Here is a 21,847-nt window from a genome sequence, read left to right on the forward strand (position 1 = left end):
TCGCCGCATCCCCGACGCTCAGTCGCGCCAGGGGTGGGCGATCTTGGGCCAGTACTCGGCGAAGTTGAACTCCGGGCTGTTGTCGCCGTCGTGGCACTTCACGCAGGTGGTCTGGGCGGCGGTCGCCAGTTCGACGTGCACCGCCTTGTTCGCGGCCCGGTACTCCGCCTGACTGACGGAGGACGGGTCCGCCTTCCACTGCTCGAAGGTCGCCACGTGGCCGGAGCCGGGGCCGTGGCAGTTCTCGCACTGCTGGGCCTGGAGCTTGTGGAAGCGGTCCATCCCGGCGAGGCCCTCCGTGCCGTCCGCTCCCCCGCCGCCGGAGCCGCCGGCGAGGCGTTCGGGCAGATAGCCGCCCTCGTAGGGGTAGTAGCCCTGCGCGTCCCAGCCGGTCACGTGACAGGAGAGACATTCCGGGTCGAGGCGGCGGTCGGCCCAGTCGCCCTCGAAGTTCTCGCGGCCCTCGGTAAGGCTGGCGAGGGCGTGGGCGTGCGGGCTCTCCTTCCACTTGGCGTAGGCCTTCGTGTGACACTCGCCGCACTTGGCGGCGCCCACGTACCCGCCCGGCCGCGGCGGGGCGGCGGGGGGCAGGTCTTCGAAAATCGCTTCCAGATTGTCCGCGATCGACTGCTGATAGCTCGCCATGATCGGGTCCATCGAGCGATCGTGGCCGTAGCGGTCCTTGGAGAGCGTCGCCAGGGCGTAGGTCAGCCGCGGCCGGTCGGCGCCCTCGGCGGGGGGATAAACGCCCAACACGCCGGCGTACTTGCCCTTGTGGCCGACGCGCAGCATCAGGGCCTCGCCCTCCGGGGTGGCGACGACCTCCGGCTCCTGCGAAGGGTCCTCCGGGCCGCCGGCGGTCACGGCGACGTGGAAGCCTGGGTAGTCCTTCAGATACTGGGCAGTCTGCTCCGGCAGGGCCTGGGAGAGCAGCACCCGCACATCGCAGTCGGCGAGTTCCTCCAACGCCTGCGGCAGCGCCTCGGGGGCCCGGTTGACGCCGATGGTGCTGGTCGCGTCCGGGTCGTTCAGTTCCGCCCCCATCGTGTCGCCGACGACTCCGGCGAAGCCGATTTTCAAGCCGCCCGCCTCGAGGATGCGCGTGCCTTTGACGCCCGTGGCGACCGCGGTCTCGCTGGTGGGATCGCCGTACAGCGAGAGGTTCGCGGCGATCATCTCCGGCGCGTCGTAGACGTGCTGGACGAGGTAGTCCGCCCCCAACCGCAACTCCTCCGGGCCGAGGTTCAGGACGCCGTAGCCCATCTGATCCAGCGCCCGCCGCATCGCGGCGAATTTCAGTTCGGTCTGCAACCGGTTCCGGCGGACCGTGCCGCCGAGGTCCGCAGCGACCACGTCCCAGCCCTTCTCGTCACGCAGTTCCTTGAAGAGGGCGCTGCGACGGGCCACGCCGCCGTTCTGCTTCTCGGAGCAACCGCACGGTTCGAGATACCCGTGTACCTCCCCGGTCAGCACGACCGCGGCGGTCGGCTTCTCCCAGGCGGCCAGCGGATCGAGGTACGGGTCGGCGGCGCCCCCCGCGATCGTCACGTCGCTCGGAACGTCGTCCCCCCCGTCGGTCAGACCGGCGCCCCGCGACAGAATGAAGGCCCCCAGCCCGAGGACCGCCGCCCCGATCGCCGCCCCGACGAGGATCTGCGGCCACACGGACGCGGTCGACGGGGCGGTCGCGTCGGCGGGGGGAGCGGGGTCGGTGGAACTCATCGCGGGGGAACCCGATCCGTGGGAACGCGGGGGCGGCCCGTCCGGCGGTCGGAGCGGTCCGTGTCGGGGTATCGAATCGCAGCCGGCGTCGGTCAACCCCCGGACCGACGCCGCATCGCCGCGGCCGCGTCCCTGTCTGAGACGACGCGGTCGCCGACGACGGACCGGCTCAGCGGTAGGAGGCCATCTCGATGAAGAACTGCAACTTGCGGCCGTCCGGGTGGTTGGTGTTCGCCGTGACGATCACCTTCCCCTTGCGGATGTGCTGGGCCGGCGGGGAGCCGGGCGGCACGACGAAGTCCAGGAACAGCTTCTGCCGGCCGCTCTCGACGGAGAAGCTCGGGTCGCGCCGCACCTCAAGCTGGACGTACTTTTCCGTGCTCTGGATGTCGGTCAGTTCGAGCGGCTCCTCCATGCCGTCCACGAACAGTTGCAGCGTGCCCTTGGCGCCCTCGTCCGCCGAGAACGCTCCCAGGTCGAAGGCCAACGCGCTGGGCAGGAACTTCTGGTTCTCCCGCTGCACGGGGACGAAAGCAAACGGCCCCCGCACCGTGCCGACCACTTCGGCCTTCATGTTGCTGTAGTCGACGGCGATCTTGCCCTCGGCCGCCCGCTGCGGGTCCGGCGGGGCCTCGTCGAAGTTCACGGCGACCGTCTCCCGAAACCGGCCGATCGGCATACCGGGCAGCAACTCGACGGTGACGACGATCCCGCCGGTGAACCCCAGTTCCGCCGCGGACTTCGGCGCCGGACGGCGCTCCTCCTCCGGCACGTCCTCCGACTCTTCCTCGCCCGGATTGATCGGTTCGGAGAGATCGGCCGGGCTGGTGGTGACCTTCAGGTAGTCCGAGGCGCTTTCCGTCCCCGTCACCTTGATCTCGTCCCGCAGCCGGGAAAGCACCTTGAACGATTTCGTGACCGACTCCTTCCCGTCCACCACGCCGAAGTCCAGCATGCTGCTCGGGAACGCCCGGAGCAGTTCCTCCACGCTGCCGTGCACCTCCAGTTCGAGCCGCGGGTCGGCCGGGTCGTTGGTGTGGATGAAGGCCCGCTGGGCGAACTCGTTGGCGACCTTCTCCGGCGTGTAGGTGAGGGTCACGGTGGTGGATTCGCCGGGGGGAATCGGCTTGCCGGTGCCGGCCTCCGGCGCGGTGCACTTACAGGTGGTGATCGGTTCGCCGAGGATCAGGTCCGCCTCGCCGACGTTCTTCACGACGAAGGTGTGCGAATCGCTCTCGCCGAGGGCGACGGTGCCGAAGTCGTACTGCGGTTCCTCGACTTCGATCTTCGGGTGCGGACCGGTCGCCGCGGGGCGTACGTCCGGTTGCAGGAAGCGGACGTCTTTCTTCGCGAAGCCCGGCACTTCCTCGGTGGACTCGTCCACCATCCGGCCGGCTATCGGGGCCTCGAGGAAGTAATAGAGGCCGGCCCCGACCGCGACCACGATCGCGGCGACGAGGGCGATGCGGGCGAGCACGTTCATGGGAAGCGAAAGCGACGGGCGAGGACGGGAGACGGCAGGAACGCGGGACGGCGCGAACGGCGTCCGAAGCTGATACGCCGCCGCGGGCGGGGGCGTTGGACGGGCATCATAGACCCCCGACCGCGGATCAGTCGCCCGCGGACAGCCTGCGGCGCAGGTTCTCCACAACCTCGTCCGGCAGAACGCGGTCTGCATGGCCGGCGGACCGGGTGACGGCGTCCCGCTCCAGTGCCGCCCGGGCGGCCGCCTGAGCCGTCGCCATGTCGCCGGCCTCGGCCGCGGACTCCGCCAGCCGAGCCCACGGCGCCGCGGCGGACGGATCGAGCGCCACGGCCGCCCGGGCGGCTTCCAACGCTTCCGGCCAGTCGCCGGCCGAGCCGTACACGTCGGAGAGACGCTGATACGCCCGTCCCTCCCGCGGGCGCCGGGAGAGGACCTCTTTCCACAGGGCGACCGCTTCGGTCCGGAGGCCGCTCGAGGGATTGACGAGCGCCTGTGCGGTCGCTGACTCCGCGAGTGCCATAAGTGCGGCGTCCGAGAGCGGGTCGGTCGCGTCCGCCCGCATCAGCGTGCCCCGTGGGTCGCGGCCCCGGGCGGCCTCCGCCTCGGCGGTTTCGATCAGCGCCCCCGCCGTTCGCCCCGGCAACAGCACGAACCACAGCCCGATCGCGGCCAGCAGGGCCGCGACGACGGCCACGACCAGCGACGCCCGCCGCCGCGGTTCCGAGGGTTCCTCCGCCGAGACCGGAGCCGCGGCGAGGGCGAGCAGGAACAGGACGACGATCGCGGGGAACTCCGCCCCGTCCGCCCCGAGCAGGTGCACCGCCAGGCCGACGCACGCCGCCGCCCAGGCCGGCCCGGTTCTACTGTTCACCCTGCGAGGCCGCCCGCAGACCCACAGCACGGCCGCCGCCGGCGCCGCGGCGAGCAGGATCGCCCAGTTCCACCCCCGCACGACAGCGTAGATCCACGGGTTCAGATCGGGAGTCAGGTCCGCCACCGGCCCCAGCAGCCCCCCGAACGCCCCGATCAGCCCGAACGCCGCCAGCGCCCCCACGAACAGCGGATCCCAGTTGGGCGTCGCCTCTTCTCCCTCTCCTCCCGCCTCGTCCGGCGTAGAGACCGGCGCCGAGCGCCACCGGGTAACGCCGCACCAGGCCAGCGCCGCGGCGAGCAGCGGGGCGAGCAGCCCGCCGCTGGTCCACAGGTCCAGTACGAAGTTGTGCGGGGCGGCGATCGCCTCGCTGGCGGCGGCCTCCTTGTGAAGTAGATAGAACGGCCGCAGGTTCGCCGGACCGGTCCCCAGCAGCGGCCGCTCCGCGAGCGCCCGCAGCGTGCCGGTCCAATATTGCAGGCGGAAGGTGAGGGACCGCGGGGCTTCGGAAATCACCTCCCGGTCGAGTTGCCCCGTCAGCACGGCCCCGCCGACCCCGAGCAGGAGCAGCCCCCCGGCGACGCCGGCCCCGAGCAGCCACTTTCGCCCGGCCCCCCGCCCCGCCCCACGGCCCCAGCGAAGGGCGGCCCACGTCAAACCTCCCGCGGCGAAGCCGACGTAGCCGGTGCGGCTTTTCGTGAGGAGCAGCACGCCGACCAGCAGCGCCGTCGCCAGTCCGGCAACGACGAGGCTCGTGCGCTCCTTCCGGATCACCGCCGGAAGCAGCAGCGCCGCGGCCAACAACACGCCGGCGAGGGTGTTCGCTAGGGAGAACGGCCCGAACGGCTCCCGCGATCCCAACAAACGATCCTCCCACCGTTTGCGGCCGGCGGGGTCTTCCGGCACGCCCATCGCGGCGAGGCGGGCGCGGGCGGCGGCGCGGACGGCGGCGTCCGGAGCGGCCGCCTGCTCCCTCGCCTCGAGATACGCCGCCCGCGAGGCCGGGAGGGAGACAGCCACCTGCCACGCCCCGACCGCCGCCGCCGCCGTGCCGCAGGCGACGGCCAGCGCCGCGAATCGCACGCGGTCGCCCGGCCGCCAAAGACCGCGGAGCAGCACGGCCGTCGCCGCGAGGCCGGCCCAGTTGAAGACCGTCTCCGCCGCCGCCCGCCGCGGCCCGCCCTCCCAGAAGATCGGCGCCGCGGCGACGGCATGGGCGAGGACCAGCCCCACCAGCAAACTCTCGCACCGCCCCCACCGCACGCCGCCACCGGTGCGCCAGGATCGAAAAGCGAAGAGCCCCAACGCCAGCAGGGCGAGCGTCGACAACCACCCGTCCGCCGCGGCGTCGCCGGGGGTCAGGCCCAGCAGCGTCGCCTCGGTCGGCACGAGGAACCGGCCGGCGACGCTCAACCCTGCCGCGACCCGCAGCGGGCCGAGCCAGGGGTCGCCGCCCGCCGGCGGGGCCGGGTTGGGGACTCGCTCGGCGGCCGGACCGGTCATGGGAACGAACTCACTCCGCGGCGCCGTCGCCGGGCGGTCGGGGGACCAGGCCGGGCATCGCCGCCCCGCCGCGGCGGGTGGAGAACTCCAGCACCGCCACGATCCCCAGCACCCCGGCGACGACCGCCACGCACAGCGACGCCCCGACCCACCCGTCCACCCGGTAGAGCAGCAACCCGGCCAGCCCCGTCACCAGCGTGCACAGCCAGACCGTCTTCACCGCCCCCCGTTTGGAGAGCCCGCGATCGGTCAGCCGGTGGGAAAAGTGGTTCCGGTCCGGCCGAAAGGGGCTCGCCCCGTCCCGCAGTCGAATGGTGAGGACCGTGGCGAAGTCGTACAGCGGGACCGCCAGGACGCACAGCGGCGCGAAGATCACGTGGTTCCCGAAGCCGTGGATACCGGCCCCCTCGCCCTGCACCGGGGCCTCGTAGAAGGTGCCCAGGGCGCAGCAGGCGGCGAGCATGAACCCGACGAAGGTGCTGCCGGCGTCGCCGAGGAAGATCCGGCCGCCCCAGTTGTGAATCAGGAAGCCGATCAGTGCCCCGCAGAGCGTCAGGGCCATCGCCCCGACGAACCAGTGCGGCCGCGGCAGGGAGGCCAGCATGATCGTCGCCAGCACCGCCGCCGCGATCGCCGCGGTGCCGGAGCACAGGCCGTTCATGTTGTCCAGAAAGTTGAAGGCGTTCGTCAGCACGACCAGCCAGAGGACCGTCAGCGTCGTCGCCGCGATCCGACCCGACAGGCCCGGCAGGAACAGGCTGAACCGCACGCCCGCCGCCACCACGATCCCGGCGCAGGCGAACTGCACGAGCAACCGCCAGCCCCACGGCAGGCCGCGGCGATCGTCCCAGAGCCCCACCGCGGTGAGCACGCTGCCGGCGCCGAGGACGGCCAGCAGCGTGGCCAGCTTCGCCTCCGTTCCGGCAAGGTGCGGCCGCAGCGCCGTCGGCACGATCGACTCCGGCAGCCAACCCTGCCGCACCGCGGCGGCGACGGCCACGCCGCTCAGCAACGGGGCGATCACGGCGAACCAGACCGCCGCCCCCCCGCCCAGAGGCGTGGGCGTGGTGTGGACCTTACGGGCGGCGTCCGGGGCGTCGACCAGCCCCCACCGGGGGGCCAGCCGACGCATCAACCCGGTCGCCGCCGCGCTGAGGATCAGCGCGACGGCGAAGGTCAGCAGGACGAACGCCGTCATCGGCGCCATCCGCAGGGTTCAAAACCGGCCGGAGCCGGTCGATCGGGAGCGGGACGCCCGGTCACGCGGCCGCCTTGGTTTCGGTCTGCGTTTCCTTCTGCCGGTCGTCAGCCTTCCGCTTGAGGTCCTGCTCCAGCCACTCCGGCATCGCCGGCACGCTGCCGGCGTCGTCGGGCACCTCGTACTCCGCCTGCAGTTCGATCAGCTTCGCTTTCAACCCGGCCAGGACCTCGGCGTAGGCGGGGTCCTCGGCGACGCTGTTCATCTCCTGCGGATCTTTTTCCAGATCGAACAGTTCATACTGCCCGAGGTTGTAGAAGTGGATCAGCTTATAGCGGTCCGTCTGCACGCCGTTATGCCGGCGGACGGCGTGCACCGTGCGGCGGTCCGGGTTGAACTCGTAGTAGTGGTAGTACAGAGCGTCCCGCCAGTCGGCCGGGTCCTCGCCCTTCAGCAGCGGGACGAGGCTCACCCCCTGCATGTCCTCCGGGATGTCGGCCCCGGCGAAGTCCAGGAAGGTCTCCGCGAAGTCGAGGTTGCTGACGAGGTGCTTGTCGACCGAGCCGGGCTTCGTGACGCCGGGCCACTTGACCAGCAGGGGCATCTGGTAGCTCTCCTCGTACATGAACCGTTTGTCGAACCAGCCGTGCTCCCCGAGGTAGAAGCCCTGGTCGCTGGAGTAGATCACGATCGTATTCTCCGCGAGACCCGACTCGTCCAGGTAGTCCAGCACCTCGCCGATCGCGTCGTCCACGCCGGCGACGCAGCGGAGGTAGTCCTTGACGTACCGCTGGTACTTCCACCGCACGAGGTCCCTGCCGGTCAGGTTCGCCTGCTGGAACGCCTCGTTCTTCGGGCCGTAGGCGGCCTGCCACTTGGCCCACTGCTCGTCGTTCATGCGACGCTTCCCCGGGGTCAACTTCAGGTCGCTCTGCGTCGTCGTCTGGGAGATCGTCATGTCCTGCTGACGGGCGGCGTCGCTGCGGCCGGGATAGCCGTCGTAGTCGTCGAACAGGCTGTCGGGCTCCGGGATCGTGACGTCGTCGTACATCGTCAGGTGATCCGGGCCGGGCTCCCACTCGCGGTGCGGGGCCTTGTGCTGGAACATCAGGAAGAAGGGCTTCTCCGTGTCGCGGGCGCCGTCCTCGCCCTTCAGCCAAGTGAGGGTTTTGTCCGTGATCACGTCGGTGACGTAGCCCTCCTGCACCTCGAAGGGGCCGCCGTTCTTGCTGAACGGGGTGTTGTAGTAGTGACCCTGCCCGCGGAGGACGTCCGAGTAGTCGAACCCGGTCGGTTCGCTGCCGAGGTGCCACTTGCCGATCAGCGCCGTCTGGTAGCCGACCTGCTGGAGCAGTTTCGGAAAGGTCTGCTGACTGCCGTCGAAGCGGTCGCCGTTCTGCTGGAAGCCGTTGAGGTGGCTGTGCTTGCCGGTGAGGATCACCGCCCGGCTGGGTCCGCAGATGCTGTTCGTGCAATAGCAGCGGTCGAACCGCATGCCCTCCGCCCCGATGCGATCGATGTTCGGGGTCTGGTTGATCCGCGAGCCGTAGGCGCTGATCGCCTGCGCGGCGTGGTCGTCGCTGAAGATAAACACCACGTTCGGCCGCTTCGCCGCGGCGTCGGCCTCCGGGGCGGCGGCGGCGAACGGAGCGGTCGCCGCGACGGCGACCGCGGCCAGGAGCAGGCGAATCGACCTCGACGCCGGAACGGAGGGACGAGCGGGCAGGCGGTTCATGGGCACGGATCCGAACGGACGCGGGGCGAAAGACGCGGTCGGCCATCCTGATCCGTCGGCGAACGGGGCACAACCGGCGCGGCCGCCGCGGAACCAGCCGGCGGCGGCCGGACGGACCGTTCCGCGGACCGTCCGCTTTCTGCCAATTCACGGCCAATTTCGGGGCGACGAGACGGAAGTGCGGTCCAAAGTTGCAAGACGCTTCGCGCCCGTGGCACCCTTTGGGGAATCGTCCGGATCGCATGCCGGCCCCCGGGCGCCGCCGAACGCCACGAAAACTGGCGGATTGCGGGTCGTCCGTCCTGTTCCGGCGGATTCACGCGCCGCCGGCACGGCGGTTGCGTCAGTGTCTTCCCGTCCGACACACGGAGTCGGACGGGCCGCCCGAGCCACCCGCTCATCCCTGAGCCACCCGCTCGATCCCTTTCCGGCCCGCCCCGGACCGCCGAACCCAGGCTGAACCGATGACGCTCGCCGCCGACTTCTCCGCCGATCACGCCGTCGTGGAAGCCCTCGCCGCCCACACGCTTTCCAGCAAAACGGTCCGCCGCCTGATGGCGGCCGACGGCTACCTGCAGCTCGGTCTGCCGGGCGCCGCGTTGGCCGAACTGGAGAAGGTGGAGCACGCCGGCCCGCTGGACAGTGCCCGCGACTACCTGATCGGTCAGGCCCTGATGGCGGACGACCGGCACGAGGACGCCCTCGAACCGCTCGCCCGCGCCGCCGAGGCCATCCCCGCCCCCTGGAACCGGGCCGCCTACGAGAGCCTGACGGAGTGCTTCCGGGCGACCGGCCTGGACGCCCTCGCCGACGTGACCGATCTGTGGGGCGACGACGACGGCGTGCCCCCCGGCTTCGATCCGGACGCCGGCGTCACCCCCCAGGCCGCCGCCGACCGGATGCGGTACCTCAGCGACCTCGACCCCGCCGAGGCCGCCGCCGAGGAGTTCGAGGCGGAAGAGACCGCCTGGACCGACGCCGAAGACTTCGGCGACGCCGCCGACCATTCGGAGAGCGCCGAGTTCGGCCCTACCCTGTGGGGCGGCGACGGCTGGGGCGGTCAGGGTCCCTTCTCGCCCGAAGACGCCGACGACGCCCGCCTGCTGCTGGACGACGCCGATCAGGGCGGCGACTTCGCCGCGGACGCCGACGCGATGGAGCCCGGTCGCCCGCGGGACTGGGACCTCCACACCTTCGACGGCGGCTTCGGCACCGACGAGGACGACGACTCCCCCCTGCCCCCCCACAGTCGCTAGGCGACCGGGACGGGTGCGGCGAACGGCGCACGTCTCCGCGAAAGTCGAGTGAAGTTTTCCCCCCCGTCAGCCGGCCCCCGGGCCTCTTTCGTTGGGGTCCGAAATCTCTCCGTGCGGGATCATGAAGACCCCCTCCGCCGCCCGAAACGGTTGGTGTGAGTGGTCGACCCGACCCGCGGGCGGCCGCCGGAACCCTCTCCCGCGAGAGTCCCGGCGGTCGCCCGCGTTGCTTTGCGGCGCCTGATTCGGCGCCGAGATTTGGTGTTGACGGACGAGTCCCGTGCTGCTGACGCTCTCCCCTTCCAAAACGCTCGCCGAGCGGCCCGAGCCGCCGCTGCCGGAGGGCGTCACGGCGACCGAACCCGGCCTGCTGGACCGCTCGGAACGGCTGGTCAAACGGCTGCGGCAGTTCTCGAAGCCGAAGCTCGCCGCGCTGATGGGCGTCAGCGACAAACTGGCCGAACTGAACCACGCCCGGTTCAAGACGTGGTCCCGACCGTTCACTGAGACGAACAGCGTCCCGGCGGTGCGGGCCTTCCGCGGCGACGTCTACGACGGCCTCGCCGCCGACGACTGGACCGCGGACGACCTCGCCTTCGCCCAGGAGCGACTGCGGATTCTCTCCGGCCTATACGGCGTGCTCCGCCCGCTGGACCGCGTTCAGCCCTACCGGCTGGAGATGGGGACGAGGTTCCCGCAGGCCACGAAGCGAAGCCCCGGCACGCTGTACGAATATTGGGGCGAGGAGCTGACCGAACGGCTGCGGAGGGATCTCGCCGCGTTCGGCGACGAACCCGTCCTGCTGGACCTCGCCTCCCGCGAGTACGCCAAGGCGGCCCCGCTGCCGGACGTGCGAACGATCACGCCGGCCTTCAAGGAAGAGCGGGACGACGGCCCGCCGCGGATGATCGCCCTGTTCGCCAAGCAGGCTCGCGGGGCAATGGCCCGCTGGGTCGTGCGGGAGCGGGTCACGTCCCCGGACCGCCTGCCGGAGTTCGACGGCCTCGGCTTTCGCTATCAGCCGGATCTGTCGCAGCCGGACGCCCCCGTCTTCACCCGGCGAAGAGCCTAGGCGAGCGAGGGGGCGTCAGCCCCCCGTGCTTTTGTGGGTCCACCTTTGCGGCACCTGGCTCGAGGGGCTGACGCCACCCGCTCGCCGGCTACCCTTGCCCGGGTGAACGCCGCCCCCCTCACCGCCGCCCTGAAACAGAAGGCGGAGGAACTCGGCTTCGACCTCTGCGGCGTCGCCCCCGCCGCCCGGCCGGACACGCTGGACGCCCTCACGGAGTGGCTCGACCGCGGCCTCCACGGCGAGATGGGCTACCTGGAACGCCGCCGCGACGCCTACGCCCACCCGGACGGCGTGCTGCCGGGGGTGAAGAGCGTGGTGATGCTCGCCGCGAGCTACCACACCCCCGATCCGCCGGAGGCCCTCGCCCCGCCGCCCGGCTTCGGCAAGGTCGCCCGCTACGCCCGCGGCGGGGTCGACTATCACGACCTGCTGCGCAAGCGGATGAAGCCGCTCGCCGCCCTGCTCCACGAACAGTGCCCCGGCGGTCGCACCCGCACCGTCGTGGACACCGCCCCGCTCCTGGAACGGGACTTCGCCCGCCGTGCCGGCCTGGGGTGGTTCGGCAAGAACACCCTGCTGCTCAACAAGCGGGCCGGCAGTTACCTGCTGCTCTCGGCGATCCTCACGGACGCCGTGCTGGAGTACGACCCGCCGCACGAATCCTCGCACTGCGGCACCTGCACGGCCTGCCTGGACGCCTGCCCGACCGACGCCTTCGTCGGCCCGCACGTGCTCGACGCCCGCCGCTGCATCGCCTACCTCACCATCGAGTCGAAGGAGCCGATCCCGGACGACCTGAAGGAGGGCTGCGGCGACTGGCTGTTCGGCTGCGATATTTGCCAGGAGGTCTGCCCCTGGAACCGCAAGCCGCAACGGACGAACGACCGGGCGTTCGCCCCCCGCCCGGACCTCGCCCCCGCCAACGCCGCCGCCATCGCCGCGATGAGCGACGAGGAACTGCGGGCTGCCTTCAAAGGCACCCCGCTGGAGCGCCCCGGCCCCGACGGCCTCCGTCGCAACGCGGAGAACGTGCTGCGGAACGCGGGAGTCAATGTCTCCCGCGCGACTCCCGAGCGGACTCCCGATTGGGAGACAGGCGAGTCGAACGGTGCCGGAGTAAACTGACCGCATGCCCCCCGCTCTCTCGCCCGACGCCCGCCCCGGCGACGCCGGCCCGCCCACCGCCGTCCGCGTTCACGGCGCCGAGCGGGTGTTGGAACTCGAATGGCCGGATCTGTCGGCGCAGGTGCCGTTTCGCGCGCTGCGGCTCGCCTGCCCCTGTGCGGTGTGCGTCTCGGAGACGACCGGCCGGCGGCTGCTCGATCCGGCGACGGTGCCGGAGACGATCGCCCCGCAGGAGGTGGCCCTCGCCGGCAACTACGCCCTGCGGGTGACGTGGCAGGGCGGGCACGACACCGGCCTGTTCACCTGGCGCTACCTCCGCGAGATCGCCGCCGCGGCGCACGCCGCCTGATTCGCCCGGCTCACCGGGCCGCCCACGCATGTACGAAGTCGAACTGAAGTTCCCCCTGCCCCCCGGCGGCGACCGCGACGCCGTGCTGCAGGCGTTGGCGAACCGCGGCGCCGCGTTTGGGGAGCCGGTCACGCAGGTCGACGTCTACTACAATCACCCCGTCCGCGACTTCGCCGAGACGGACGAAGCCCTGCGGGTACGGATCGTGACCGGGGCCGACGGCGTGCCGCACGGCCGCATGACCTACAAGGGACCGAAGGTCGACGCCGACACGAAAACCCGGGTGGAGTTCGAACCGAAGCTCGCCGCGGGGCCGAACAACGTGCACGCGCTCACCGAGGCCCTCCGCCGCCTCGGCTTCCGTGAGGTGTTCACGGTGACGAAAACCCGCCGGACGGCGGAGATCGTCGTCGAGGCGGACGACGCGGCGCAGCGCAACTATGAGGTGACCCGCGACGCCGTGGAGGGGTTAGGCGAGTATCTGGAGATCGAGACGTCCGCGGACGACGGCTCGCTGAGCAGTGCCCGGACGGCCCTGCTGGCGTTCGCGGCGGACCTCGGGCTGCGCGCCAGCGAGCGCCGCAGCTACCTCGGCTTGTTGCTCGAACAGTCGGAAACCCCCACCGATGGGGGGTGCAAAACCTAGTGCGGTTTTGTTCAGTTTTTTTCAGCCGGCGCCCGCTTTTCGTAGTTGCGAGTCACTGAACGCATCAATACCATCCGCCTGTTCAGTGGTGGTCGCCCGTGCGGCCTCTCTCCCCGACGGATGGAAGACCGATGCCCGCTCTCTCCGCCCCCCGCTCCGGTGCCCGCCGTCCCGTCGCCCGCGGCGCCGGGGGCGCTCGCCCGGCGGGTTCGACCCGGTCGCTGTTCCCGTCGCCGGGCGAAGAGCGACGGGTGGACTTCATCACCTTCGTGGCGGCGAAGCTGAACGCCACCCCGGCCGAGGTCGCCACGGCCCGCGACGCCGCCCGGGCGATGCGAGCGAAGCTGGACGGCTTGAAGGCCGCCCCGGCCCGCACGGCCGCCGCTCCGCGGCGGAGCGACGGCCGGCTGCCGTTCCCGCCGTTCGACGCGCCGACCCCCGCCGTCGCCCCGGCGGACGCCGCCGCCGACCGTCGGTACACTCGCACCGCCGCCTGAGGCCGTTTCCCGGCTTCGCCCCTCTCCGTCTGCTTGCTCCCCCCGCCGAAAGCTGAACCGTTGGCTAAGAATCGCGTGAAGAACGTCCCCAGCCGCAACGGCCGCGGCAACGCCGAGGAGACCGCCAAGATGCTCTCCAACGCCATGGGGCAGATCGAAAAGGCCTTCGGCGAAGGCTCGATCATGCGGCTGAACAAGGACTCCGGCAACGCCGGCATCCCCGGCATCCCGACGGGGGCGCTCTCGCTGGACCTCGCCCTCGGCGGCCGCGGGCTGCCGAAGGGCCGCATCGTCGAGATCTACGGCCCGGAGAGCAGCGGCAAGACGACCCTGGCGCTGTCCGTCCTCGGCAACGCCCAGCGGGACGGCGGCGTCGCTGCTTTTATCGACGCTGAGCACGCGCTCGACCCCAGTTGGGCGAAGCGGCTGGGCGTGAACCTGGAGGACCTGCTCGTCTCCCAGCCGACCTACGGCGAGGAGGGGCTTCAGATCGCGGAGATGCTCATCAAGAGCAACGCCGTCGATGTGGTCGTAATCGACTCCGTCGCCGCCCTCACCCCCAAGGCGGAGTTGGACGGGGAGATCGGCGACAGCCACGTCGGGTTGCAGGCCCGCATGATGAGTCAGGCGATGCGCAAGCTCACCGGCGCCATCTCCCGCAGCAAATGCACGGTGATCTTCATCAACCAGATCCGCGAGAAGATCGGCGTGATGTTCGGCTCCCCGGAGACCACCCCCGGCGGGCGAGCGCTGAAGTTCTACTCCTCCGTACGGATCGACGTGCGGCGGATCGCGACGCTGAAGGACGGCGACGTGACGACCGGCATCCGCATGAAGGCGAAGGTCGTTAAGAACAAGGTCGCCCCGCCGTTCCGCATCGCGGAGTTCGACATGTTGAACGAGACCGGCATCTCCTACGAGGGCGACCTGCTGGACCTCGCCGTCGAGGACAAGCTGATCCAGAAGAGCGGCTCGTGGTTCAGCCACGGCGAGAACCGTATGGGTCAGGGCCGCGAGCGGGCCCGAGAGTACCTGGTCGAGAATCCGGACATCGCGGCGGAACTCCGGGCTGGCGTGCTGAAGGCCCGCGGGTTCGGCGACCCGGAGAATCAGGGCGAAGACGCCGAGGAGCTCCACGCGGTCGAGGCGGAGTGACCGTCGCGTTCCGCCCGTCCGCCGAGCCCTGACCGAGGATCGCTGCGGTGTCATTGCTGCTCCTCTCCGCCGCGCTGCTCGCCCCGCCCTGCTCCGAGGCGGGGGTCGGCGACGCCGTGCTGGCGGTGCGGGTGAGCCGACCGTTCGCCCGGCCGGCCGGCCTGTTCGGGGCGGCGGGGGAGGAGATGCTCGCGGAGCAATCCGGCGTGCTGCTGGCCCGTCCCGGCGGCGAGCCGGCCCTGCTGACGACCTTCCGGGCCGCGGCCTTCGCCCCGACGGCCGCCGAATCGGTCGGAGCGGATCGCTTGCCGGGAGACGTCCGCGCCGTCGTGCGACTGCCGGACGGCCGCTCGACGCCGATCGCCGTGCTCGCCGCCGATCCCCACAGCGGGCTGGCGGCGTTCGTCCCCGTGGAGCCGGGGGCGTTCTCCGACCTCCCGACGGCCCGTCTGGCCGAGGGCGCCGGTCCCGAGCTCGGCGAGACGATCTGCATCTTGCACCGGAGCGAGAACGGGTCGAACGCCGCCGTGCCCCGCGCCGTCGCCGGCTTTGGACGCTCCTATCCTGCCGCCGCCGCGGGCGGCGGGCGGGACTGGGTCGGCGACGACCCCGGCCCCGGCGTGCTGCACGCGTTCGGGACGCTGGCGGACCTCGATCCCCCCCCGCCCCCGGGCGCCTCCGGCGGCGGAGCGTTCGACGCGGACGGAGCGTTGGTCGGGTTGCTAATCGAACCGGAGGCCGGGGACGCCCTGCCGCCGCGGATGCTCCCGCTGACCGGCGAGTTTCGTCGCGTGGTCGAGGCGCTGCTGGCCGGGGAGGCGGTCGGCTACGGGCTGCTGGGGGTCGAACCGGCGTCCGTCACGGCGGACGCCGCGGCCGCCGTCCTGCCGGGGGAGGCCGCGGCCGGGGCGGCATCCTTAGAGGACGTCCGTGGAAACAGCCCGGCGGAGCGGGCCGGGCTGCGGCGGGGCGACTGGATCGTCGGCTTCACCGACGAGAGCGGCGTGTCGACGCCGGTGTCGTCCGCGGCGGATCTGGTGCGGCTCACCGCTCTCACCCCGCCGGGGGCCACGGTGACGCTGGAGGCGATCGTCCCCCGCACCGGCGTGCGGCGGAGCGTCGCCGTCGCCCTGGTCGCGGCCGCGACCGGGCGGGCCGCCGGCGGGTGGCCGGCGGTCGCCACGGAGCCGCGGGGTCTGCCGGTGCGGGGCCTGCGGGTGGACTGGCCCACCGCCGCCGCCCTCACCCCGCCCGGCGAGCCATTGCCGACCGGGGCGCTGATCGTCGCGGCGGACGCCCTCCCGGTTGCGGACGCGAACCCGCTGGGGCGGCGGGTTGTCCGCGTCGGCGATCGGATCGAGGCGGTGAACGGTCAGCCGATCGCCTCCCCCGCGGAGTTCGCCGCCCGCGTCGCCGAGACGCCCGGCCCCGTGGCGGTGCGGCTGTCCGACGGCACGGCGGCGACGCTGCCCTGAAGTCCCCCGGGCCGCCCGGTTCCCCGCGGCCAATCGGCCGGCGGCGTTGGGAGCGTTCCCCTCCGCGGGTACCCTGCCCCGCCCGAGCCCCCCACTGCCTGACGAACCCGCCGAACGATCCTTCCGACGCACCGGCGGCGACGGCGAAGCGAAGCCTGATGAAGACCGACGACCTCCGCGCCGCCTACCTCGACTTCTTCGAGGCCAAAGGCTGCGTCCGCCGCCCCAGCGATGTGCTCGTCCCCAAGGACGACCCCACCGTGCTGTTCACCCCCGCCGGGATGAACCAGTTCAAGGCGGAGTTCCTCGGCCTCGGCAAGCCGGACTTCAAATCGGCCGTCACCAGCCAGAAGTGCCTGCGCACCGGCGACATCGAGAACGTCGGCGTCACCGCCCGGCACCACACGTTCTTCGAGATGCTGGGCAATTTCTCGTTCGGGGATTACTTCAAACGGGAGGCGATCCACTGGGCGTGGGAGTTCCTCACCTCCAAAAAATGGCTCGGGATGAACCCGGACGAGCTGAACGTCACCGTCTACGAGGAGGACGACGAAGCCGCCGGCATCTGGGCGAACGAGATCGGCCTGGAGCAGGCCCGCATCCGCCGGCACGGGGAGCACGACAACTTCTGGCCCGCCGGCGCCCCCACCAACGGCCCGGACGGCGTCTGCGGCCCGTGCAGCGAGATCTTCCATCACCCGGGGGGCTTCGACCCGGCGAAGGAAGGAACTGAGATCTGGAACCTCGTGTTCACCCAGTTCGAGCGGAAGGGCGCCCCGCCGGACAACCTGATCCCCCTGCCGGCGAAGAACATCGACACCGGCATGGGCCTGGAACGCACCGCCGCGGTGCTGCAGGGCGTGAAGGCGAACTTCGAGATCGACACCCTCCGCCCGCTCTGCGACGCCGCCGCGGAGGCCGTCGGCGTGCCCTACGACTACGACGCCAAAACCGGCCGCCCCGTCCGCCGCATCGCGGACCACGCCCGGGCCGTGGTGATGGCCGTGCACGAAGGCGTCCGGCCGGGCAACTCGATGGCAGAGTACGTGGTCAAACAGCTCCTCCGGCGGGCCTCGCTGGAGGGCTACCTGCTGGGCCGGACCGAGCCGTTCCTGTACTCGCTGGTGCAGCCGGTCGTGGACAGCCTGAAGGCCGCCTACCCGGAACTCACGCAGACCGTCGCCAGCACGGTCGACACGGTGAAGGCCGAGGAGGAACGCTTCCTCTCCACCGTCGACCGCGGGATCAAACGCTTCGACCGGGCTGTCGAGGCGGCCCAGCAGCAGGGCGCGAACGCCATCGACGGCGACGCCGCCTGGGAACTGCACGGCACCTACGGGGTGCTGGTCGAGATGACCGAGGCCCTCGCCGCCCGGCACAACCTCTCCGTGGACCGCCAGCGGTTCGAGGAGCTGCGGTCCGAGCACGAGAAGACCAGCGGCACCGGCGCCTTCGCGGACAGCGTGATGGCTGCCGGCCCGATCGACGCCGTCAAGAAGGAGCACGGCGAAACCGTGTTCCTCGGCTACGACGCCACCGAAGCCGACGCCACGATCCTCGGCGTGATCGCCCAGGGCCGGCTGGTCCCCACATTGGACGAGGTCGGCCACGCCGAGCCGGTCGGCCTGATCCTCGACCGCACCCCCTTCTACGCCGAGGCCGGCGGTCAGGTGGGCGACGTGGGGTCGATCATGTCGGACGGCATGCGGTTCCGCGTGTCGGACACCCAGAAACAGGGCGGGCTGACGGTGCACCTCGGGCATCTCGAAGCCGGGTCGCTGACGGCCGGGGCGAACGTGCAGGCCGCCGTCGACGCCGACCGCCGGGCGGCCATCCGGCGGGCGCACTCCGCCACGCACCTGCTCCATCACGCCCTGCACGAGACGATCGGCAAGGACGCGACCCAGCGCGGCAGCGTGGTCGAGCCGGACCGGCTGCGGTTCGACTTCGCCCACCGGCAGGCCGTCACCCCGGCGGAGCTGGAAACGATCGAGGACCGCATCAATTTGCGGGTGATGGAGGGCTCGTCGATCGACACGAACGAGATGGACCTCGCCGAGGCCAAAACGCTCGGCGCCATGATGCTGTTCGGCGAGAAATACCCGGACCGCGTGCGGGTGGTGAACGCCGGCGGGTTCAGCATTGAGTTCTGCGGCGGCACGCACGCCACGAACACCGGGCAGCTGGGCCTGTGCCGGATCGTCAGCGAGGAGAGCGTCGGCACCGGCGTGCGTCGCATCACGGCGGTGACGGGTCCGCGGGCGATCCGCGAGGCCCGGGAAGCCGGGGCCGTGTTGAAGCAGGCGACGGACCTGTTGAAGGCCGGCAAGCCGGAGGAGTTGCCGGGCCGGGTGACGGCGTTGCAGGAGGAATTAAAGGAGGCCCGCAAACAGCTCGCCGCCGCGACCGCCAAAAGTGCCGCCGGCGGGGCCGACGAACTGTTGGCGCAGGCCGAAACGGTCACACTGCCGGACGGCACGACGGCGAAGATCATCGCCCACGACCTGAACGGCGCCCCCCGCGAGGCCCTCCGCACGCTGGCGGACACGCTCCGCAAGAAGGGCGAAGCGGCCGGCACCCCGGTCGCGGCGATCCTCGGCACGGTCGTCGACGGCAAGGTCGCCCTGCTGGCCGCCGTCAGCCCGGCCCTGGTCAAGCTCGGCGTGAAGGCCGGCGACGCGGTGAAGGTCGCCGCCCAAGAGGTCGGCGGCGGCGGCGGCGGCCGCCCGGACTTGGCGGAGGCGGGTGGCAAGCGGCCAGAGTTTCTAGAGCAGGCCCTGAAAAAGTCGCACATCCACATCCGGAATAGTTGCGAGTCGGTCAAGTGAGCGAGTGTCACTGCAAACTCAACTGAGCAATATCAGTTCCAAGTTGAGAACGCATCACTCACATCGACGTCCGCCGCATTCCCGTAACCTTTAAGCGTCACCCCGGGCGGGGGTGATATGTGAACATGATGATGGCGAACCGCACCATCCGCGTTGTTTGTCACGTAGGCCGTCTCGATATACCGATCGACAACTGCCAGAGGGACATCGACGAATCCGTCGTCGCCCATTATGAATACAAAATCGGCACAGCCAACACCCTTCGCCGCGACATATGACGCGGGGCTAATCCCATACCAATAGACCTGCTGCCGTTCGTGAAGTTTTGACTGCTGAACCTTCACGACACGCCCGTCTTCTAACGCGTAGCATTTAAGCTTTCGGCTTATCATTTCCCCTCCCCCAAGCTGCTCCACAGCGTCGAAAACTCCCGTTCCGGAGGATTCCTCGGGGGTAGTAGCGACAACCGGAGCGTTCTTGTCCGGAGAATAGTATTCCGCCGACCCGTTCACGAGAAACTTCTTGACGCGATAGATCTCTGTCGGGACGTCCAAGGCGTCACAGAAGTCTTCAAGATCCTGATTCACCTCATCGATACATATAGCGATTGACGGGGCGACTGATTCGATAAACAGCTCCAGCTTCTGAAACAGCCGCGTTGGCGCAGCACCGAGTGCACTCGCGACTTCGACCTGGCGCCCGCCTTCTTCGACAGCCTCAAACAGTTTGTCCCTGAGCTGCCGCAGCGTTCCAGCGTTTCTCCCTGCAACTACAAATCGAGTGATTTGTTCCGCAATGTGAGGCCAAACGCCGTGACCCAGTAGCTCACACTCAAGTATCCACCACGTTCTACTTTGAAAGTTAAAGGCAAAGCCGTCCGGAACCCCATGCTTCCCTGAGGGTGTCGTGATACGAAACCCGGGTATCAATAGGCAGTCGCCGAAGAAGACGGTTGCATTCTCGTAAACCCAGTCCTGCAGTTCCTGCTCACGTGAAAACGGTGCTTCAGTGATCGCCATCAGCGGACTCCTTCAAAGGAACAATCAGAGTTATTATTAAAGATTGACGGTAGTGTAGCCAGGCGGGTGGCTGGCACAGAAGGGAGGGAGACGATAGCCGACTGCCCGGATGTCCCAGAACCAGCGGTGCCCGATCGGCGGGGTGGTGCTAGCACCCTGCCGGTGCGTTCGGTTGGGATCGAAAGCGGGGGACATCGGGAAGGCATCCACGTCACACTCACCGGCGAGACGCCAGTGGCACGCCAGCGGGTGTGGCCGCCGGGCGCCGGGGGAACTGGCGGCGGCGGTTGGGGGACGGGAGAATCGGGCTCGGGGTCGGGGGGCCGGTCACACCTCGGGAGCGTTCTGATGGCCACGGAGACAAGTTCCCTCGCCCGGCGATGGTTCGAGGAGGTCTGGGTTCAACGCCGGGCCGAGACCATCGACGAACTGGTCGACGCCGACAGCGTCTGCCATGGCGACGACGGGCCGGTCCAGGGGCCGGACGGCTTCAAGCAACAATTCTACGAGCCGATGGTGGCCGCCTTCCCCGATCTGCAGGTGCAGGTCGAGGCGGTCATCGCGGAGGGCGATCAGGCGGTCGTCCGCTGGAGCGCCGTCGGCACGCACTCCGGCGACGGGCTCGGGTTCCCGGCGACCGGCGAGGCGGCTTCCTTCCGCGGCCTCACCTGGATGCAGGTCCGCGACGGCCGACTCGGCGTGGGTTGGCAAAGTTCCAACATCCCGGAGGTCCTCCGCACGCTGGCGGAGAAGGCCAATCCGTGACGGCCGGGCGGGCTCCGCACGCCGCATTGCCTTCAATACCAGCCCGATGCGCAAGCATCGGCCGTCGGCGCAGCCGGCGAGCCGAACGACGCACCGCCGGAGCTTGCGCTCCGGGCTGGTACCGCTCCGGTCAGCCGAAGCACGCTCTATTCCCGCCAAGCCTCCCACGCGGCTTCCAAGCGGCCGGTGAAGGCCTTCGGCTTCTCGGCGAGCAGCGTTTCGCCCAGCGTGAGGGACTCCGCCCGCAGGGCCTCCTGAGAGCCGTGCAGCAGGCCGTGGAGGACTTCGCGCTGGCGGGGGTCGTGGGCCGGGGGGTCGGGGGCGTCGAGGACGGTCGCGGCGTAGACCGTCAGGTCGTGCTCGTGGCCCAGCAGATCCGACAGCCGGACCGCCTCGTCCCGGCGGGGGCCCAACGCTTCCGGCCAGACGTCGCGGAGCAGCCGGAGGTGGTAGCGGTGGTACTTCGCCCGCTTTCGCCACTGGTGGAACTGCTGGGGAGTCGGCCGGTCCACGGCGGCGGCCATCGATCTGCGGGCCCGCTTGTAGGTTTTGGCGAAGCCGCCGGCGAGGGCGTCGAAGCCCTCTTCCTTCAACGTCCAACTGTCGACGCGGTCGCGGACCGTTCGCAAATCGGCCCCAGCGGCGGCGAGGCGCTCGGAGACGGGGGGGCCGGCGTCCAGGCCATCCGGCTCGATGGCTTCGAGTTCTTTGCGGTGACGGGTCAGGGCCGCCCGTACCGGGCCGAACGCCCGGCGCTGGACGAAATCCTCATAGCGGTCCATCAGGCGGTCGTGCGTTTCGATCACGGCCGTCGCGTCCCGCAGGGCGGAGAGCCGCCGGGTCGCGTCGCGGACGGCGGCGTTCTCCTCGGCGTACCCGCCGAACGCCGGCCGCACCAGGCGGAGCAGCGCCCGCAGCTTCTTACCCCGCTTGCGGACCTCGTGCACGGCCTCGGCGAGGTCGGCGTCCGCAGGGCCGCCGGCGGCGCCGTCGACCTCGGCGAGGGCCTTGTCGAGTTGTTCCCGGGCGATCCGCCGCAGACCGTCGGCGACGGGTTCGTTCGGTTCGAACTGGAAACTCATGGGCAGGTCGGCAGGCGGGTTTGCGGGGGCGGCGTCTCCGACAGGGTAGGTTCACCGGCATCC

General features: G+C 70.5%; 17 protein-coding genes. 10 read left to right on the plus strand and 7 right to left on the minus strand.

Annotation, left to right across the window (positions count from 1 at the left end):
* Nucleotides 1-18: 18 nt before the first annotated feature.
* From CA12_RS20110 to CA12_RS20130, 5 genes are all read right to left on the minus strand, one after another.
* Nucleotides 19-1,722, minus strand: a complete 1,704-nt coding sequence (locus tag CA12_RS20110) for a multiheme c-type cytochrome (protein WP_145360917.1) — start codon at nt 1,720-1,722, stop codon at nt 19-21.
* Nucleotides 1,723-1,891: 169 nt separating this feature from the next.
* Complete coding sequence (locus CA12_RS20115; protein WP_165700889.1) at nt 1,892-3,205, minus strand: DUF1573 domain-containing protein; 1,314 nt, start codon at nt 3,203-3,205, stop codon at nt 1,892-1,894.
* Between the two features lie 127 nt (nt 3,206-3,332).
* Nucleotides 3,333-5,582, minus strand: a complete 2,250-nt coding sequence (locus CA12_RS20120) for an O-antigen ligase family protein (protein WP_145360919.1) — start codon at nt 5,580-5,582, stop codon at nt 3,333-3,335.
* A 10-nt stretch (nt 5,583-5,592) separates the two neighbouring features.
* Nucleotides 5,593-6,780, minus strand: a complete 1,188-nt coding sequence (locus CA12_RS20125; protein ID WP_145360920.1) for an MraY family glycosyltransferase — start codon at nt 6,778-6,780, stop codon at nt 5,593-5,595.
* A 61-nt stretch (nt 6,781-6,841) separates the two neighbouring features.
* Nucleotides 6,842-8,515: a sulfatase family protein gene (locus tag CA12_RS20130; RefSeq protein WP_145360921.1), complete on the minus strand. Its 1,674-nt coding sequence runs from the start codon at nt 8,513-8,515 to the stop codon at nt 6,842-6,844.
* Between the two features lie 464 nt (nt 8,516-8,979).
* Between CA12_RS20130 and CA12_RS20135 the strand changes: the two genes are divergently transcribed.
* The 9 genes from CA12_RS20135 (at nt 8,980) to alaS (ending at nt 18,918) form a co-directional block, all read left to right on the plus strand.
* The gene (locus CA12_RS20135; RefSeq protein ID WP_145360922.1) at nt 8,980-9,771 is read left to right on the plus strand and encodes a hypothetical protein; all 792 of its coding nucleotides are present in this window, start codon (nt 8,980-8,982) and stop codon (nt 9,769-9,771) included.
* 280 nt (nt 9,772-10,051) lie between these two features.
* Nucleotides 10,052-10,843, plus strand: coding sequence for a peroxide stress protein YaaA (gene yaaA, locus CA12_RS20140; protein WP_145360923.1), 792 nt, complete (start codon nt 10,052-10,054; stop codon nt 10,841-10,843).
* Between the two features lie 102 nt (nt 10,844-10,945).
* Complete coding sequence (queG, locus tag CA12_RS20145) at nt 10,946-11,968, plus strand: tRNA epoxyqueuosine(34) reductase QueG (protein WP_165700890.1); 1,023 nt, start codon at nt 10,946-10,948, stop codon at nt 11,966-11,968.
* A gap of 4 nt (nt 11,969-11,972) precedes the next feature.
* Nucleotides 11,973-12,317, plus strand: coding sequence for a DUF971 domain-containing protein (locus tag CA12_RS20150; protein WP_145360925.1), 345 nt, complete (start codon nt 11,973-11,975; stop codon nt 12,315-12,317).
* A 28-nt stretch (nt 12,318-12,345) separates the two neighbouring features.
* Nucleotides 12,346-12,963, plus strand: coding sequence for a class IV adenylate cyclase (gene cyaB, locus CA12_RS20155; protein ID WP_145360926.1), 618 nt, complete (start codon nt 12,346-12,348; stop codon nt 12,961-12,963).
* Between the two features lie 131 nt (nt 12,964-13,094).
* Complete coding sequence (locus CA12_RS20160; protein WP_145360927.1) at nt 13,095-13,460, plus strand: hypothetical protein; 366 nt, start codon at nt 13,095-13,097, stop codon at nt 13,458-13,460.
* 129 nt (nt 13,461-13,589) lie between these two features.
* Nucleotides 13,590-14,615: a recombinase RecA gene (gene recA, locus CA12_RS20165; protein WP_145361679.1), complete on the plus strand. Its 1,026-nt coding sequence runs from the start codon at nt 13,590-13,592 to the stop codon at nt 14,613-14,615.
* Nucleotides 14,616-14,662: 47 nt separating this feature from the next.
* Nucleotides 14,663-16,090 carry a trypsin-like peptidase domain-containing protein gene (locus CA12_RS20170; RefSeq protein ID WP_145360928.1) on the plus strand — a complete coding sequence of 476 codons (1,428 nt, stop codon included), beginning with the start codon at nt 14,663-14,665 and terminating at the stop codon, nt 16,088-16,090.
* 158 nt (nt 16,091-16,248) lie between these two features.
* A complete protein-coding gene (gene alaS / locus CA12_RS20175) occupies nt 16,249-18,918 on the plus strand; it encodes an alanine--tRNA ligase (RefSeq protein WP_145360929.1) in 2,670 nt (889 codons plus the stop codon).
* A 32-nt stretch (nt 18,919-18,950) separates the two neighbouring features.
* On the opposite strand, the gene CA12_RS20180 is transcribed toward alaS, so the two are convergent.
* Nucleotides 18,951-19,937: a hypothetical protein gene (locus CA12_RS20180; RefSeq protein ID WP_145360930.1), complete on the minus strand. Its 987-nt coding sequence runs from the start codon at nt 19,935-19,937 to the stop codon at nt 18,951-18,953.
* A 348-nt stretch (nt 19,938-20,285) separates the two neighbouring features.
* Here CA12_RS20180 and CA12_RS20185 point away from each other — a divergent pair, with 348 nt between their 5' ends.
* Nucleotides 20,286-20,702, plus strand: a complete 417-nt coding sequence (locus tag CA12_RS20185) for an ester cyclase (RefSeq protein WP_145360931.1) — start codon at nt 20,286-20,288, stop codon at nt 20,700-20,702.
* A 146-nt stretch (nt 20,703-20,848) separates the two neighbouring features.
* Here CA12_RS20185 and CA12_RS20190 read toward each other — a convergent pair whose 3' ends face one another.
* Nucleotides 20,849-21,784 (minus strand): CHAD domain-containing protein, encoded by a 936-nt coding sequence (locus CA12_RS20190; protein WP_145360932.1) that lies wholly within the window; start codon nt 21,782-21,784, stop codon nt 20,849-20,851.
* Between the last annotated feature and the right edge of the window lie 63 nt (nt 21,785-21,847).

It is taken from the genome of Alienimonas californiensis (genome assembly GCF_007743815.1).
GTDB classification, from domain to species: Bacteria; Planctomycetota; Planctomycetia; order Planctomycetales; family Planctomycetaceae; genus Alienimonas; species Alienimonas californiensis.